We start from the raw sequence: 15,196 nt of genomic DNA, 5'->3' as shown, positions 1-15,196 counted from the left end.
ACACAGGTTCGCAGTTGCGCGCGCTTCCCGCTTGAGGCTTTTTGCCTGGAAGGCCGACGAAATCGGCACATCGGCATGCCGGCACACCGGCACACCGGCACACCGGCACCGCGTCGCGTCGTCAGCCCGATGCCGCCTGCGGGCGGAACTGCCGCGGCGTCAGGCCGGTATGCGCCTTGAACTGCCGGCTGAAGGCGCTGTGATCGGTGTAGCCGCATTCGAGCGCGATCTCGGTGATCGGCATGCCGGTGGACAGCAGTTCGGAGGCACGTTCCAGGCGCACCTTGTGGATCATCTGCCGCGGCGTCAGGTGGAAGATGCGCTTGCAGTAGCGTTCGAGCTGCGCCGCGGACAGGCCGGCCAGGCTGGTCAGCTCGGACAGCAGGATGGGCCGTGCATAGTGTTCGCGGATATAGGTGTCGACCGCCGCCAGGCGCTGGTAGGCCGGGTGCGCTTCGCGCGCGAGCTGCAGGTCGTGGGAGATGCCGGCCATGCCGATGATGCGCCCGCGCTCGTCGTGCACGGGGTGTTTGTAGGTCATGCACCAGCCCGCCTCGCGCGCGGGATAGAGGTGCAGTTCGAGCTGTCCGGAGATGACGTCACCGGTATCGAGCACGTGCCGGTCCTGCTCCATGTAGCGCTGGCCGAGGTAGGCCGGAAAGACCTCGGCCGAGGTCTTTCCGAGCAGCGGATCGACGCGTTTGAACCCGCAGCGCGTGGCCAGCGTCAGGTTGGCGACCAGGTAGCGCGCGGCCCTGTCCTTGATGAAGAACACCACGTTGGGAATCGCGTTGAGCAGCGGCGTGACCAGCGCGATGGCATCGAGCAGCGCATCCATGTCGCGCGGGCGCTGCCTGGCGTTGCCGGCGCAGATGGCAGCCAGGTGCGCGACGTGGGCGGGCGGCAGGCCGCGCAATCCGTCGTCGCTGCCGTCATGGCCATCCTCGCCGGCCTCATCCCGGCGCGGGGACGGCACGGGCCGCCAGGATGCGGCGGCAGCGGAACACATCGAAGGGGAGGGCGGGTGGGGCATGTCGTCTCCTGATGGCGCTTGTGGGTCCAACCATAAACCATGCCGTGCGCGCTCAAGGCGCGCTCGGGCCGTCGTCCAGCATCAAGGTGCCGATGCGCGCGGGCGACAGCGGCGGACGCGGCGCGGGCAACGGCCAGCCGAGCAGCACGCGCGCGGCGCTGGCGCAGATGCGGCCCTGGCAGGCGCCCATGCCGCAGCGGCTCTGCATCCTGGCGTGCCATGCATCGGGCTGCGCCCGGATGGCGCCGAGCGGGACGTCCTCGCAGCGGCACACCAGCGTGTCGGCTTGCGCCGCCTGCCTGTGCGCGGGGTCCAGCACGAAGGTCGCCTGCACCAGCGCGGCGAACCCGCGCCAGTACGCGCGCCGCCGGAACAGCTTGCCCGCACGCGTTGCGTCTGCCGCGGAGGCGTGGCCCGCGATGGCGCCTTCGACCAGGGCCAGCTCGCTGCCGCCGATGCCGGTGCATTCGCCGGCGGCGTAGATCCGGTCCATGCTGGTCCGCTGGAGCGCGTCGACCACAATGGCGTCGGAGCCGGGATCGATCTGGCAGCCCAGCAGCGCGGCAAGGCCGGTGTCGGGCACCAGGCCGAAGCCGCATGCCAGGCGGTCGCACGGCAACTCCACGCGCCGGTCGCCCCGGCGCAGGCGCACCGCGCGCAGGCGGTCGTCGCCGAGCGCGGCTTCCACCAGGACGCCCGTGCGGTAGCGGTGGTCCACCAGCATGCCGGCTTGCAGCGCCTTGCCCGGCCAGCGCCAAAGCGCGCTGCCGAAGCGCAGCACGCGCGCCAGCGGCGCCTGCTCGGCGATGCGCACGACCAGCGCGCCATGGCGGCGGGCGGTCGCCGCGGCGGCAAGCAGCAGCGGGCCGCTGCCGGCGATGACGGTGCGCTCGCCCTGCACGGGCATGCCCGCCTTGATCAGCGCCTGCAGGCCGCCGGCGCCAGTGACGCCGGGCAAGGTCCAGCCGGGAAAGGGCAGCAGCAGCTCGCGCGCGCCGCTGCACAGCACGAGGCTGCGGTAATGCAGCCTCGCGGCCGTGTCGGCCTGCTCCACCAGCAGCGTCCCGGGCGCCGGCGCCGCCACGATACGGCTGCCGGCGAACAGCGTGATGCGTGCGTCGGCCGCCAGCGCGCGGCGCCACGCGCGCGCGCTGGCGGGCAGGGCCGCGCCAGGGCCATCGCGCCAGATCTGGCCGCCGGGCGCGGCGTTGTCGTCGACCAGCGCCACGCTGGCGCCGCTGCGGGCGGCGGCGCGGGCGGCGGCCATGCCGGACGGGCCGGCGCCGGCCACCAGCACGTCGAATTCGCGGCCATGCGCGGCGTGCAGCCTGGACCCGCTCATGGCGTGCGTTCCAGCACCATGCCTTCGCGGCACGGCGTCTGGCATGCCAGGCGCCGCCGGCCGTCGATCGTCATGCGGCATTCCTGGCAACTGCCCATGCCGCAGAACGGCGCGCGCTGCTGGCCGCCACATGCGCGCCGCGCCCACGGCTGCCCGGCATGCGCCAGCGCCGCGGCAGCCGAGATGCCGGCGGGCACGCGCATGGGCTGGCCGTCCAGCCGTATGGTGATCATGGCGCCGGTGCCGGCAACCGTGCTGCGTCTCATGTCTTGTCTCCGGAGGCGGGCCGGGCGGCGCCGGCGGATGCCGGCAGGAACCGGCCCGGCGCGTACGGCAGGGGATCGAACGGCGGCGCGTGCCCGAGCAGCTGGGCCGCGAGCAGCCGCGCGCTGCCCGGCGCCGTGGTCACGCCAAGCCCTTCGTGGCCGGCCGCCAGCCACAGCCCCGGCTGGCCCGGCTGCGCGCCGATGAGCGGCAGGCCGTCAGGGGTGGCCGCGCGCACGCCGGTCCAGCAGCGGATGGCATTCATGTCCGCCAGCCCGGGCAGGTAGCCGGCCGCGCGCCGCAGCATGCGCGCGACGAGGCCGGCGTCCACGGCGGCATCGGCATGGTCGAACTGGCGCGACGAGCCGATCAGCAACTGGCCGGTGGGGCGCGGCTGCACATTGAACGCGACCGAGGTGCCCTCGGACTGGTGGGCGCTGGCGGCATAACCGAGTTCGACCAACTGGTGGCGCACGCGCGCCGGGTAGCGGTCGGTGATCACGAGATGGCCCTTCTTGGCGCGCAGCGGCAGTCCGGGCACCAGTTGCGCGGCGTGGATGCCGTTGGCCACGATGACCGCATCGGCCGTCAGCCGGGTGCCGTCGTCGAGCGTGACCTGGTTCGCCGCCACCGCGCGCACGGTGGCACGCCGGCGGTCGATGCGCGCGCCGCCCTGGGCAAGCAGCCAGGCGGCCGCGGCCGGGGCGTAGACGATGGCGTCCTCCTCCACCTTGAGCGCACCGGCCAGGCCCGGGCGCAGCATCGGCTCCGCGCGCGCCAGTTCGCGCGCGGTCAGCAGCGTGCCCGGGACGCCCCGCGCCCGCAGCGCTGCGCGCCGGCGGGCGGCCTGCGCCAGTTCCTCCTCGTCGGCGGCCAGCCACAGCGTGCCGCAGCGGCGGTAGGCACAGGCCTCGGGCATGCGCGCGGCCAGCACGCGCCAGAGGCCGAGCGACGCCGCGCACAGCGCCTGCTCGGCCGCGTTGTCGTCCATCAGCACGAGGTGGCCCATGCCGGCGTGCGTGGCGCCGCCGCGCTGGTCGTCGAGCACCCGCACGTTCAGGCCATGCGCGGCCAGTTCGGCGGCGCACGCTGCGCCTACGATGCCGGCGCCGATCACGATGGCGTCTGCGCAGTGCAGGGCCCGGCTCACGCCACCAGCCCCCAGCCGAACGGATCGTCGCCGCCGACCAGCAGCGTGCTTTCGGCGCAGACGTGGGCGGTGCCATGGATGGTGGGCACGATGCGGCTCGCTTCTCCGGCTGGCGCATAGTGCGCCACGAAACGGCTGCCGGTGATGCCGGCCTGGCGCCACGGCGCGCCGGGCGCCAGCTTGCCGTCGGCAGCCAGGCAGGCCAGCTTGGCGCTGGTGCCGGTGCCGCACGGGGAGCGGTCGTAGGCGTTGCCCGGGCACAGCACGAAGTTGCGGCTGTCGGCGTCGTCGGCCGGGCCGGGCGGGCCGAACAATTCGATGTGATCGATCGCGGCGTCGCCCTCGGCGCGGATGCCCGCATGCTCCAGGGCCCGGCGCAGCGCGCCGGCGAAGGCGGTCAGGGCGTCCACGTTGTCGTGCGCGATGCGCTGGCCATGGTCCTCGCACAGGAAGAACCAGTTGCCGCCCCAGGCGATATCGCCTGCGACGGTGCCGTGGCCGGGCACCGTCACCGCCACGGCGCGCCGGTAGCGCCATGCCGGCACATTGCGCACGCTGACCGAGCCGTCTTCATGCAGCACGGCATCGACCACGCCCACCGGGGTCTCGATCCGGTGGCGGCCGGGCGCGATCCGGCCCAGGTGCGCCAGCGACGCCACCAGCCCGATGGTGCCGTGGCCGCACATGCCCAGGTAGCCGCTGTTGTTGAAGAAGATCACGCCGGCGCAGGCATCGGCCGAGGCCGGAGCGCACAGCAGCGCGCCGACCACCACGTCGCTGCCGCGCGGCTCCAGCACGGTGGCCGTGCGCCAGCGGTCATGCTCGCCAGCCAGCCGCACGAGGCGATCGGCCATGCTGCCGCCGCCCAGATCGGGGAAGCCGCCAATGACCAGGCGCGTCGGTTCGCCGCCGGTATGGGAGTCGATGACGGTGACCCGGTGCGCGGCACGCGTGGCCGGGGAACGAACGGTAGATAGGGGGGCGAACGGGCCGGGAGCGGACTCGGCCGGAGCGGAAGGCTGGCGCATGGCGGGGCTGGCGGGGGCAGGATGGATGACACTTATAGTGTGGCATCTCAAACCTGACCCGGCTTGTCGTCTTTCCGCGTCGGGACCGACGAAATCGGCATAGTTGCCGAATCCGGCGGCCGCGCTCTCAGATCCCCACGAACTCCGCGAACTCCTCCAGCGGCGCGCGCACGGCACGCAGCTGGTTGGCCGGCGCCCCGGGGTCTTCGTAGCCGATGGCCATGCCGGTAAACAGCATGCGTTCGGCGGGGATCGAGAGAAAGGACGAGATGGTCTGCGGATAGATCGCCCAGCATTCCTGAGCGCAGCTGTGCAGGCCATGCTCGCGCAGCAGCAGCATCACGGTCTGCAGGTACATGCCGAGATCCGACCACTGCGGCGGGCCCATGCGGCGGTCCACGGTGCAGAACAGCGCCAGCGGCGCGCCGAAGAAGGTGAAGTTGTTGGCGAACTGCGCGATGCGCGCGCGCTTGTCCTCGCGCGGAATGCCCAGGCAGCGGTAGAGTTCCTCGCCCACCTGGAAGCGGCGCTCCCGGTAGGGCGAGACCAGCTCTGGCGGATAGATGTCGTACTCCTTGCCCTCGCCGCCGGGCCGGCTGGCGATCAGCTCGCGCATGGTGCCCTTGAGCTCTTCGAGCGGTTCCCCGCCCACCACGTGGATATGCCACGGCTGCAGGTTGCCGCCCGAGGGTGCCCGCGCGGCCTGTTCGAGCACGTCGCGGATGATCTCCGGCGCCACCGGCGCGGGCAGGAAGCCGCGCACGGATTTGCGGGTCTGGACTGCGGTACTGACGTTCACGCTGTGCTCCTGGCGATGCGTTGGGCGTTGTCTCTGGCTCAGATGAAGGGCGGCTCGTTGCCCCAGTCGTAGAAGTCCGGCATGTCCTGCGAGACCCGCTCCGGGAAGTTGGCGGGGCGCTTTTCCAGGAAGGCATCGACGCCTTCCTTGACGTCGGCGGACTGGCCGCGTGACTGGATCGCGCGGCTGTCCAGCCGGTGCGCCTCCATCGGGTGGCTGGCGCCGGCCATGCGCCAGATCAGCTGGCGCGAGATCGCCACCGAGACCGGCGCGGCGTTGTCCGCGATCTCGCGCGCCAGCGCCTGCGCCGCCGGCAGCAGGTCTTCGGGCGCGTGCAGCGAGCGCACCAGGCCGCGATCGAGCGCTTCCTGCGCGCTGAACACGCGGCCGGTGTAGCACCACTCCAGCGCGGTGGAGATCCCCACCACGCGCGACAGGAACCATGACGAAGCCGCCTCCGGCGTGATGCCGCGGCGCGCGAACACGAAGCCGAACTTGGCGTCGGTCGAGGCCAGGCGGATATCCATCGGCAACTGCATGGTCACGCCCACGCCCACCGCCGCGCCATTGACGGCGGCGATGACCGGCTTGAGGCTGCGGAAGATGCGCAGCGAGACGCGCCCGCCGCCGTCGCGGTGCGCGCTGCCCTGGCTGCTGGCGCCGTAGCGCTTCTCGAAATCGAAGGTGGAGCCGCCCGAGGCCAGGTCGGCACCGGCGCAGAAGGCGCGCCCCGAGCCGGTGACGATCACCGCGCGCACATTGTCGTCGGCGTCGGTGGCGTCGAAGGCGGCGATCAGCTCCTCCATCATCTTCGGGGTGAAGGCGTTGAGCCTGTCCGGGCGGTGCAGGGTGATGGTGGCGACACCGGCCTCGACCGCATATTGCAGGGTCTCGAAGCTGGGGGGCAGGGATGCTTGGGATGCGTTGCTCATGGCTGGCCTTGGCTGCTCGAAAGGGTTGGCTGGTAAGGTAGTGCAGAATCATGCGCCTGCAATCGTCGCATCCGACGAGGCCGGCAGTGGACCGGCGCCTTAGACTGGCGCCAGCTTGCCTGGCGGCGGCCGGCATTTGCCGCGCCGGGGCAGGACAGAGAATCGGCAAAGACAAGAAGGAAGACAGGAACATCATGAAGACGCGCATCACCGAATTGCTGGGCACCCGCTATCCCATCATCCAGGGCGGCATGCAATGGGTCGGCTACGCCGAGATGGCCGCCGCGGTATCGAACGCCGGCGGCCTCGGCGTGCTGACCGCGCTGACCCAGCCCACGCCGGAGGCGCTGGACGCAGAGATCCGTCGCTGCCGCGAGCTGACCGACAAGCCGTTTGGCGTCAACCTGACGCTGCTGCCGTCGATCAACCCGCCGCCGTACGCGCGCTACCTCGACGTGATCATCGAAAATGGCATCAAGGTGCTGGAGACCGCCGGCAACAACCCGAAGGAGCACATCGCGCGCGCCAAGGCGGCGGGCATCAAGGTGATCCACAAATGCGTGGCGATCCGCCATGCGCTGTCGGCCGAGCGGCTGGGCGTGGATGCGGTGTCGATCGACGGCTTCGAATGCGCGGGCCATCCCGGCGAAGACGACGTGCCGGGCATGGTCCTGATCCCGCTGGCGGCGCGCCGGCTCGGCATCCCCGTGATCGCCTCGGGTGGTATCGCCGACGGGCGCGGCATGGCGGCGGCGCTGGTGCTGGGTGCAGAGGGCGTGAACATGGGCACGCGCTTCTGCGCCACGCGCGAGGCGCCGATCCACCACAACATCAAGCAGGCCCTGGTGGAAGCCAGCGAGCGCGATACCAACCTGATCTTCCGCACGCTGCACAACACGGCGCGCGTGCTCAAGAACGCCGTCTCGGACGAAGTGGTGACCATCGAGCGCCAGCCGGGCGGCGCGCAGTTCGAGGACGTCAAGCACCTGGTGGCGGGCGTGCGCGGCAAGGCCGCGCTGAACGCCGGCGAGACCGACGGCGGCATCATCAGCGCGGGCCAGTGCGTGGGCCTGATCGACGACATCCCGAGCTGCGAGGAGCTGATCGAGCGCATGGTGGCCGAATGCCGCGAGCAGCTCGGCGTGGCGTCGCGCTTCTTCGCGGCCTGAGGCGGGGCGGTGTCCATGGCAGAAGCCAATGAACCGGGCGCCGGCAGCGCTGGCGCGGACGCGGCGGCGGTGCCGCCGGGATTTGTCGCGCTGCGCGGCGCCAGCGGCTTTCTCGAGCATTTCGGCCAGCTCTACGTGGACCGTGCGCGGCGCGTGGTCGCCATCCGCATCGGGCCGCAGCATCTGAACCCGCTCGGCATCCCGCACGGCGGCATGCTGGCCACGCTGGCCGATACCGCCATCGGGATGATGATGGCGTTGGAGGCAGGGCGCCAGCATCCGGCGGTGACCGCCAACCTCAGCCTCGACTACTTCGATGCCGCGCGCGTGGGCGACTGGGTGGAAGCGCACGTGGCGTTCGACAAGCTCGGCTCGCGGCTGCGCTTCGGCAGTTGCCGCCTGCTGGCGGGCGAGCGCTGCCTGTTGCGCGCCACGGCGATCTTCTCGGTACTGCAGCCGCGCGTCTGACAGCGCGCGCCGGCCGCGCAATCGTCGCTTCCGACGACGCCATGTGCCGGGCAACTGCTCCAGAATCCGCATCAGGATAAACAGGGTTTGCCTGGAACGATAAGAGGAGAGCACATGGCAGAGGCATACATCGTAGCGGCCGCGCGCACCGCGGGCGGGCGCAAGGGCGGCAAGCTCGCGGGCTGGCATCCGGCGGACCTCGCCGCGCAGGTGCTGGACGCGCTGGTCGCGCGCAGCGGCGCCGATCCCGCACTGATCGACGACGTGATCATGGGCTGCGTGGGCCAGGCCGGTGAGCAGGCCGGCAATGTGGCGCGCAACGCCGTGCTGGCTTCGCGCCTGCCCGAAAGCGTGCCCGGCACTTCCGTGGACCGCCAGTGCGGCTCGTCGCAGCAGGCGCTGCATTTCGCCGCACAGGCCGTGATGTCCGGCACCATGGATATCGTCATCGCCGCTGGCGTGGAAAGCATGACGCGCGTGCCGATGGGCCTGCCGTCCTCGCTGCCGTTCAAGAACGGTTTCGGCAGCTCGATGAGCCCGGCCATGCAGGAGCGCTATCCGGGCGTGAAGTTCAGCCAGTTCACCGGCGCCGAGATGATGTCGCGCAAGTACGGCCTCAAGCGCGACGACCTCGACCGCTACGCGCTGGAAAGCCACCGCCGCGCCATCGCCGCCACCCAGGCCGGCCGCTTCAACCAGGAAATCGTGCCGGTCGCCGTGCGCGCCGCCGACGGCAGCGGCAATGGCGAACTGCACACGGTGGACGAAGGCATCCGCTTCGAAGCGAGCCTGGAGTCCATCGGCAGCGTCAAGCTGATCGAGGAGGGTGGCACCGTCACCGCAGCCAGCGCCAGCCAGATCTGCGATGGCGCCGCCGGCCTGATGATCGTCAACGAAGCCGGCCTGAAGAAGCTGGGCGTCAAGCCGCTCGCGCGCATCCATCATATGTCGGTGCTCGGCCACGATCCCGTCATCATGCTCGAGGCGCCGTTGCCCGCCACGCTGCGCGCGCTGGAGAAGGCCGGCATGAAGATCGGCGACATCGACCTGTTCGAGATCAACGAAGCGTTCGCGCCGGTGCCGCTGGCGTGGCTGCAGGCCACGGGTGCCGATCCGGCGCGCATGAACGTGCACGGCGGCGCGATCGCGCTGGGCCACCCGCTGGGCGGTTCTGGCGCGAAGCTGATGACCACGCTGGTGCATGCCCTGCATACGCATGGCAAGCGCTACGGCCTGCAGACCATGTGCGAAGGCGGCGGCATGGCGAATGTGACGATCGTCGAGCGGTTGTAGGAGACGCCACTGAAGACGGTCCCGTGAGACGCGGGACCGTCTTCCGCTCGCCGGTGCGCCACGGAACGTAGTGGCGCAGCGTCTCACGCGGAGTCAGGCAGAAGTTGTTGTGAGGAGTGTTCCACCAGTGGGGTGCTTCGGGCAGCGGCAGATCACACGGTCCCTGGGCCATAAAGTGGCGGATGTACTCGCAGACTTGGGCGACGTAGAGGATACGAGGGTCACTTGGCTCGTTGCTATCGACCCAAATTGACCGTGTTGGTGCCCAAGTTTCCTGCATAGTCCGGGCTAGCACCCTTCGGCTGAAACTGCGTGGAGACTTGCGTGCTTTCATCCATCGCATGGGGCAGCCAATCGCTTGCTGACCGAAACCGATGCCGCCTTCTCTGGATTTCAGCAAACATGGACCGCCGTTGGAAGTCAGGCACGATGATCGCCATCCTCGTCGGCGAAGCCGCACAGCCGGTCGTTCTCCGGCGGAAACTGAGGTTCCGGGTAAGTGAGGATGATGAGTTGGGGGAGCGCCATCACCGGCATGACCAGCAGCACGATGACCAGGTCCACCCAGAGGGTGAGCGGTAGCCACCAGCGGCGCTTTGGATCGGTGAAGGAGGCGAGCACCCAGCGACCGCCGTAACGCAGCAGTACATCGCGCGAGCTGCGTGGTGGCGATTCCACGGTGGGGGGCGGGAGGTTTGGGTCTCCCGCCATATACCGTTGCAACCATGTCCACGTTGATTCATTGTAATAGCCGATATGAGCCCCGATGATGGGAACTTTGACAAGTTCGCGTTCCGTTAGATTTGACGTGTATCCAACAAGATATAGATAGCCCTGGCCTTTGCCTCGATAGTAATCGATGGCCAACAACTCGTCCCAATCGAGAATCCAAAGGGAATCAGGACTTTCATCCGGATACGGGACGAAGTAAATCCTTCGCGCCCTGCGATCGACCCGCACAGTCGAACTGCGATAGCGAAGGCGATAACTCAGCATGCGTGATAAACTAATTATCAATAGATACGCGATCGGGAGTGTCGCGGCGGAACCAAACGGGAGTGGTGAATCCGTGTTTGACTGCAACAGTCCGACACCAATGATCATAAAAGCGCCAAAAATAATAAGCGCCCCCATGTGCCACGATATAGTTGTGTCGTTTCGCTGAAGAGTATCCGCTATCAGCACTATGCAATGTTCGCTCGAACGAAGGGTAGTAATGGTCGGTTTAACACTCGGATCGGGCTCTAGCGGTAGGGTCGTACTTGCCGAGCGAAACAGGCGCCATTTCCGCTGGGCGTTGGCAAACGTAGGCCGCATTGGGGAAGGGGATCGTATCTTCATCTGGACACCTTGACTGGCCTTGAGGGGGAGCCTCATTAGCGATGGACCATGGTTGCTCACCTGCCCCTTACAATTTGTGCATTTCTATCCAAGTGGGTGCTTGCACACCGCCTTAAAGGAAGAGGGGTTAAGGCTGCTTGCGAAAATAGTGATCTGATTTTTTCACTCCTGGCGGTGAGAAATTCTTTCCCCATTTGGGTACTAGGTCTCCATCGTCCTTATGTAGTGAGAGCAGACACTCATGTGGTGAGTACGGTGCGACACCATATTGGTTGATGGTTTTTCCGTCGGAAAATTTAAAAAATAAAATATTTATCTTGTTCCCGATTGCTTTTGTGGTGCACATTATTTTCTGATCTTGCTGGAATCCTTGCCAGGAGATATGATTTTGATCGCGAATATAGGGGTGGTTATTTGCAGGTAATCAGTGATCCTTTCTTGTCTTGACTGTTGGTGGTCTTGGTAAGGGTCACGCAAACGATAATTGGGAAAGATTTTCTGGCGGTGGAGTCGGTAATTCTCATCGCTGAATTTCGGTGTGCTCGAAGTTCTCTTGTCTGGTGCGATGAGCTTATTTTTTGCCGGTCTGATCAAGAATCATTTTCATCTCGTTTGCACGATCGTATATTGCGTTCAGCAGGAAGTTGAGGCTCGTGACTCTCGTGGTGGTGAATTCGCCGGCCACATGCTCCGCTAGGAAGTTGTAGTTGCCATCTCGCCATCTAATCCAGTCGCGCTGTATCTTGTCCATATATTCCCTGTCTTCAGGTGCCAGTGTCTTGGCGACTTTTGAGTAATTTTCATTAAGGCGTTTCTTTTGAAAAGAAATCTCTTTTGTTACGCATTCAGATTGGTCGTTGATTCCCTTGGCATCCTTCGTGCAAGTTGAGAACTCGTTTGAGAAATGTCGGTCTTGAGCGTGAGCGGTGACAGAATAAATATATGAGATTAAATAAATTAATGATATTGTAGATGTAATTTTTAGTGGTCGCATAGTTAATTATTTGGTAATATCGATGCGTCAATGCTGGTTAAATTGGAGGGGGTCAGTTTTCGGATATTTCTTTTAGAATTGATCTTAGTTTATTTGTCGAATTCGTGGATGCGCTGTTCGCTGCGGACTGATGATAGGATGATGTCCCGTTCGAGATTGTTCCATTACTTATGGTCCTTCCATTTGGGGCTGCTATCGATGCCCATTCCTTCGCTGCCGCATACAGTGCATCGTCGATTGTGCCTTTCCCATTTTTTATGAAATCCGACAATGCTCCTCCACCGGCTTTGTCCAGAAGGAACTCGCTAAAAACGCGCTCCTGCATATTGGCGTCGTATTTCTCTGCTCCCGTGAGTGCTATTGATGTTTTCGCTAGTTTCAGGGTTGAKATGGTGGTTTGGTACTTTCCTGTTGCAAAGAGTCTATTGGTGTCAGTTCCAGATGAGGAATCGGTCGAAATGATCTRATCAATGGTTTTTCCCGTTACTGTGCCGGGCGGAGGGCTCATGTATGAATGCCCAACTTTCCCGTCAGGAACATCTTTGGTTCCGCTATTATAAGATTCGTACCCGCCTTCGCCATCAGAAATAATGTCACCGATTTCTCGGATTAATCTTTCCAGTCTGGCGGTGAGGCCTGAGAAGTTCCCGGCCAGCGCTACTGGATGAATATGAAACACGAACGGATCCGTGGGGAATCTCTCCACTTTTCCCGCTACATCGTCCCACCACATCAGCTTGGCAATGCGCGCCTTCTCGCTCTGCCAGGCGGGCTGAGCGGAGGGCGGCACGTTCTTGTCCCAGGCGTTCCAACTCGCCGGGTCGGCCTTCCACTCGCTCGGATAGCGAATGATCAGGCGTGATAGTTCGCCGAGCTTGCAGCGGCTGCGCTGGGCCGCCTGCAGTTCGCCTAGTGTCAGCCGGTGATCGGGGGTGGTATCGAGGCTGGCAAAGACCTTGCGCATGGGTTCGTCGAGCTGGGCGTCGTTGAGGGCCAACTCGCCGCCCTGAAACGCGGTCATCTGGTCGAGGGTGGTGAAGATGTTGCCGTAGCCTTCGCCCTTGGGCTTGGATTCAATGAGTTGGAAGTCCACCCATTCGTGCGGCGAGTGCAGGCTGACGCCGGCGTGGCCGGCTTCCCCGGCCCAGCCGATAGCGGTGGTGGTGTCGTCGCTGATCTGCACTTGCCACCAGCGCTTGCCGGCTTCGTCCATGGCATAGACGGTCGGTGGCTGGCTGGGGTCGCGCGTGAGCGGCCTGGCCTGCTCCAATACTGTCGTGTCGAAGCGTTGAGGATACGGGCCGTTGGCGGGACCATTGTCGACAAAGGTCAGTGGAAAGCTTGACCAGCCCTGTGCAAGGTCGGCCACCAGCAACTTGCCTTTTTCCAAGGCGTATAGGGCATTGAATGCCTGTTTTGTCATCCAGACCGGTTCGCTGCTGGCTGCGGCAAGCAGAATGCCCCGAAAGAGCGTGGCCCCCTGCTTGCCGGCGGTGCCCTGTTTCGGTGGGCGGACGATATCTTTCGCCGCGTAAGGCGTGCCATTGCTGTGGCGGAACAGCTTCGCGTCCGTCGCCCCTTTGGGCAGTGCATCCCCGGTCCCCTTGGCCCCCTTGGGCAGTACCGGCTTGCGCTCGATCCATTGCATGGTCTGGATCGGTTTGACCTTCACGTAGAGGGCATCCTCATGCGGGGTACCGTCCAGTTCCACCACGGTGTTGGCGGYCAGTAAGCCGGCCTGGGGTTCGGCGAGTGCAACATTGCGCAGCTTGGCGTTCGGCGCGATACGCAGCAGTGTCTTCTCCTGCAATTTGGCCGACGCCGCAGCCGCCCGGCTCTTGTCGAGGAAGCTTCTCAATTCGGGGCCGACAATGATCTCGTGATGCAGAATTACCCTGTCCTGGCCAGGGTCCTTGATTCGCCGGTATTCGCCCAGGTGGCCGAGCAAAGCGCCGGCCTTGATGGCGATGGCGGACGCGGGCGTGACCACGCTGTCGAAGGCCTCGGGGGCCTTGCCCTGGGCCTCCAGGTACGCGAGCAGCACCCAACCCTGTGCGGCCCCGGCCAATGGCTCCAGCTGTGCCGTGGACGGCGGGGCGATCTTGCCCTCCAGCACACTGCTGATCTTGACCCAGTGCTTGTCCGCGCTGCGTTGGGCGGCGGTAATGCGAGCGCCACGGGGCAGGATGCCGAGGACGACGCCCTTGGGATTCGGCTGCGAACAGATGCGCACCCCCACGACTACCGGATCGGTTGCGCTGGTCGCGGTGGACTGTTTGGGGCTTCCTTGCTTGTCTTTCTGGGGGGACGCTTGTTTGTCGCTCGCTTTCTGCGTTACGCGGTAGGCCGTTGCCGGCCAGTAGTCGGGACGCTTGACCCTGGCGCCCAGTCGCTCGTAGTCATTGAACGAGCGCAGGTGCATGGCCAGGCAGAAGTAGGTCAGCGTGTTGCCGGCCGGGTATTCGAGGGTGTGGCGGGTGAGGACGAAGCCGGTGCTGAATGGCGTCTGCGCTGAACCGTTGGTCATGGGCACTTTCGGCATGCCGGGGACGGTGGGATAGTCGCGGTTGACTTGGTAGGCAATGACATCGCCCTTGGCAATGGCGCCCATGCCTTCGTCAAGCGACAGCGTGTTGGCCATCGCCTGCACGTAGTGAATGCCGCAATGCACGCCGGAGGGCCCCAGCGGGTAGAAGCCGTTGTCGGCAAGGCTGAGCGCCTTGTAGTAGAGCGCGGCGTCGCGCACCTCCTTGCCGGCTTTGTTTTTGAACGGAAACTTGAATATTGGGAACGAAGGCATAGTTACTCCGTGCGCTTACGCATCGCCCGAGAAGGAGAGGAAGATCTGTTCGTAGCGGGCAGCCAGGCCGTGGGCCTTGAGTACGTTCTGGAGGATCTCGGCTACGGAGAGGGTCTGGAAGATGCGCCAGTCGGAGGACAGGCGCAGGCGGGCGAGGGCGGGTTCGACCACGGCGCGGTAGCGCGTGCGGCGAAAGCCGGTGTCGCCTTGCTCGAAGCTGCTGACCAGCCCATGGACATGGCGCACCGGTTCGTCGCCACGCCAGAGGGTGAGCAGGGCGGGCCGGTCGGGATGGTAGCGAAGTCGAGGTCGGGGTCGGCCAACTGCACGTCGAGGTGGAAGGTCTCGGAGAGGGCTTCGTCGAGATCGAACGCGATGACCTCAAAGTCCACCCCGCCGACGACGGCGAAGGTGAAGCGCAGGTCGGATTGGCGTGCCATGCTATCTCCATTACGTCTTTGCGACGTGCTTGCGATCTGGGCGCCGACCAGGACGCACGGCCCAGCGGTGCGCGTTGGCCAATAGCTGCTCGCGGATGTCTGGCGGGTAGTTGTCGGCAGTGGACAAGGCGGGTATGGGCTTG

15 protein-coding genes are annotated in these 15,196 nt (G+C 65.8%); 3 read left to right on the top strand and 12 right to left on the bottom strand.

Annotated features, from left to right (window positions below; all coding sequences use genetic code 11):
• Positions 1-121 precede the first annotated feature (121 nt).
• The 7 genes from AC1DK4_RS35190 to AC1DK4_RS35160 all read right to left on the bottom strand — a co-directional run bounded on the left by AC1DK4_RS35190 (position 122) and on the right by AC1DK4_RS35160 (position 6,548).
• On the bottom strand, positions 122-1,033 hold the full coding sequence (locus tag AC1DK4_RS35190) for a helix-turn-helix transcriptional regulator (RefSeq protein WP_441650488.1): 912 nt from the start codon (positions 1,031-1,033) through the stop codon (positions 122-124).
• A 52-nt stretch (positions 1,034-1,085) separates the two neighbouring features.
• Positions 1,086-2,375, bottom strand: coding sequence for an FAD-dependent oxidoreductase (locus AC1DK4_RS35185; protein WP_477132098.1), 1,290 nt, complete (start codon positions 2,373-2,375; stop codon positions 1,086-1,088).
• On the bottom strand, positions 2,372-2,641 hold the full coding sequence (locus tag AC1DK4_RS35180) for a (2Fe-2S)-binding protein (RefSeq protein ID WP_441621601.1): 270 nt from the start codon (positions 2,639-2,641) through the stop codon (positions 2,372-2,374). The genes AC1DK4_RS35185 and AC1DK4_RS35180 overlap by 4 nt, the downstream gene beginning before the upstream one ends.
• Positions 2,638-3,789, bottom strand: coding sequence for an NAD(P)/FAD-dependent oxidoreductase (locus tag AC1DK4_RS35175; protein ID WP_441650430.1), 1,152 nt, complete (start codon positions 3,787-3,789; stop codon positions 2,638-2,640). Before AC1DK4_RS35175 ends, AC1DK4_RS35180 begins: the two co-directional genes overlap by 4 nt.
• Positions 3,786-4,817 (bottom strand): 4-hydroxyproline epimerase, encoded by a 1,032-nt coding sequence (locus tag AC1DK4_RS35170; RefSeq protein WP_441650429.1) that lies wholly within the window; start codon positions 4,815-4,817, stop codon positions 3,786-3,788. The genes AC1DK4_RS35175 and AC1DK4_RS35170 overlap by 4 nt, the downstream gene beginning before the upstream one ends.
• 127 nt (positions 4,818-4,944) lie before the next feature.
• On the bottom strand, positions 4,945-5,616 hold the full coding sequence (locus AC1DK4_RS35165; protein ID WP_441650428.1) for a nitroreductase: 672 nt from the start codon (positions 5,614-5,616) through the stop codon (positions 4,945-4,947).
• A 38-nt stretch (positions 5,617-5,654) separates the two neighbouring features.
• Entirely contained in the window at positions 5,655-6,548 is an 894-nt protein-coding gene (locus AC1DK4_RS35160; protein ID WP_441650427.1) for a crotonase/enoyl-CoA hydratase family protein, read from the bottom strand.
• 194 nt (positions 6,549-6,742) lie between these two features.
• Here AC1DK4_RS35160 and AC1DK4_RS35155 point away from each other — a divergent pair, with 194 nt between their 5' ends.
• From AC1DK4_RS35155 to AC1DK4_RS35145, 3 genes are all read left to right on the top strand, one after another.
• Positions 6,743-7,717 carry an NAD(P)H-dependent flavin oxidoreductase gene (locus AC1DK4_RS35155; protein ID WP_441621591.1) on the top strand — a complete coding sequence of 325 codons (975 nt, stop codon included), beginning with the start codon at positions 6,743-6,745 and terminating at the stop codon, positions 7,715-7,717.
• 15 nt (positions 7,718-7,732) lie between these two features.
• Positions 7,733-8,185, top strand: coding sequence for a PaaI family thioesterase (locus AC1DK4_RS35150; protein WP_441621589.1), 453 nt, complete (start codon positions 7,733-7,735; stop codon positions 8,183-8,185).
• Positions 8,186-8,299: 114 nt separating this feature from the next.
• A complete protein-coding gene (locus AC1DK4_RS35145; RefSeq protein ID WP_441650426.1) occupies positions 8,300-9,478 on the top strand; it encodes an acetyl-CoA C-acetyltransferase in 1,179 nt (392 codons plus the stop codon).
• Between the two features lie 420 nt (positions 9,479-9,898).
• Here AC1DK4_RS35145 and AC1DK4_RS35140 read toward each other — a convergent pair whose 3' ends face one another.
• The 5 genes from AC1DK4_RS35140 to AC1DK4_RS35120 form a co-directional block, all read right to left on the bottom strand.
• Positions 9,899-10,582, bottom strand: coding sequence for a DUF6708 domain-containing protein (locus AC1DK4_RS35140; protein ID WP_441650425.1), 684 nt, complete (start codon positions 10,580-10,582; stop codon positions 9,899-9,901).
• A 364-nt stretch (positions 10,583-10,946) separates the two neighbouring features.
• The gene (locus AC1DK4_RS35135; protein ID WP_441650431.1) at positions 10,947-11,201 is read right to left on the bottom strand and encodes a DUF5991 domain-containing protein; all 255 of its coding nucleotides are present in this window, start codon (positions 11,199-11,201) and stop codon (positions 10,947-10,949) included.
• A 189-nt stretch (positions 11,202-11,390) separates the two neighbouring features.
• Positions 11,391-11,813 (bottom strand): lysozyme inhibitor LprI family protein, encoded by a 423-nt coding sequence (locus AC1DK4_RS35130; protein ID WP_441650424.1) that lies wholly within the window; start codon positions 11,811-11,813, stop codon positions 11,391-11,393.
• A 52-nt stretch (positions 11,814-11,865) separates the two neighbouring features.
• Positions 11,866-14,613 (bottom strand): hypothetical protein, encoded by a 2,748-nt coding sequence (locus AC1DK4_RS35125; RefSeq protein WP_477132097.1) that lies wholly within the window; start codon positions 14,611-14,613, stop codon positions 11,866-11,868.
• 15 nt (positions 14,614-14,628) lie between these two features.
• On the bottom strand, positions 14,629-14,859 hold the full coding sequence (locus AC1DK4_RS35120; RefSeq protein ID WP_441650422.1) for a contractile injection system protein, VgrG/Pvc8 family: 231 nt from the start codon (positions 14,857-14,859) through the stop codon (positions 14,629-14,631).
• Between the last annotated feature and the right edge of the window lie 337 nt (positions 14,860-15,196).

The sequence above is a fragment of the Cupriavidus sp. 05N38 genome (genome assembly GCF_056397345.1).
The sequence above is the reverse complement of the archived record's forward strand: the minus strand, read 5'-3'. Positions and strand labels throughout refer to the sequence as shown.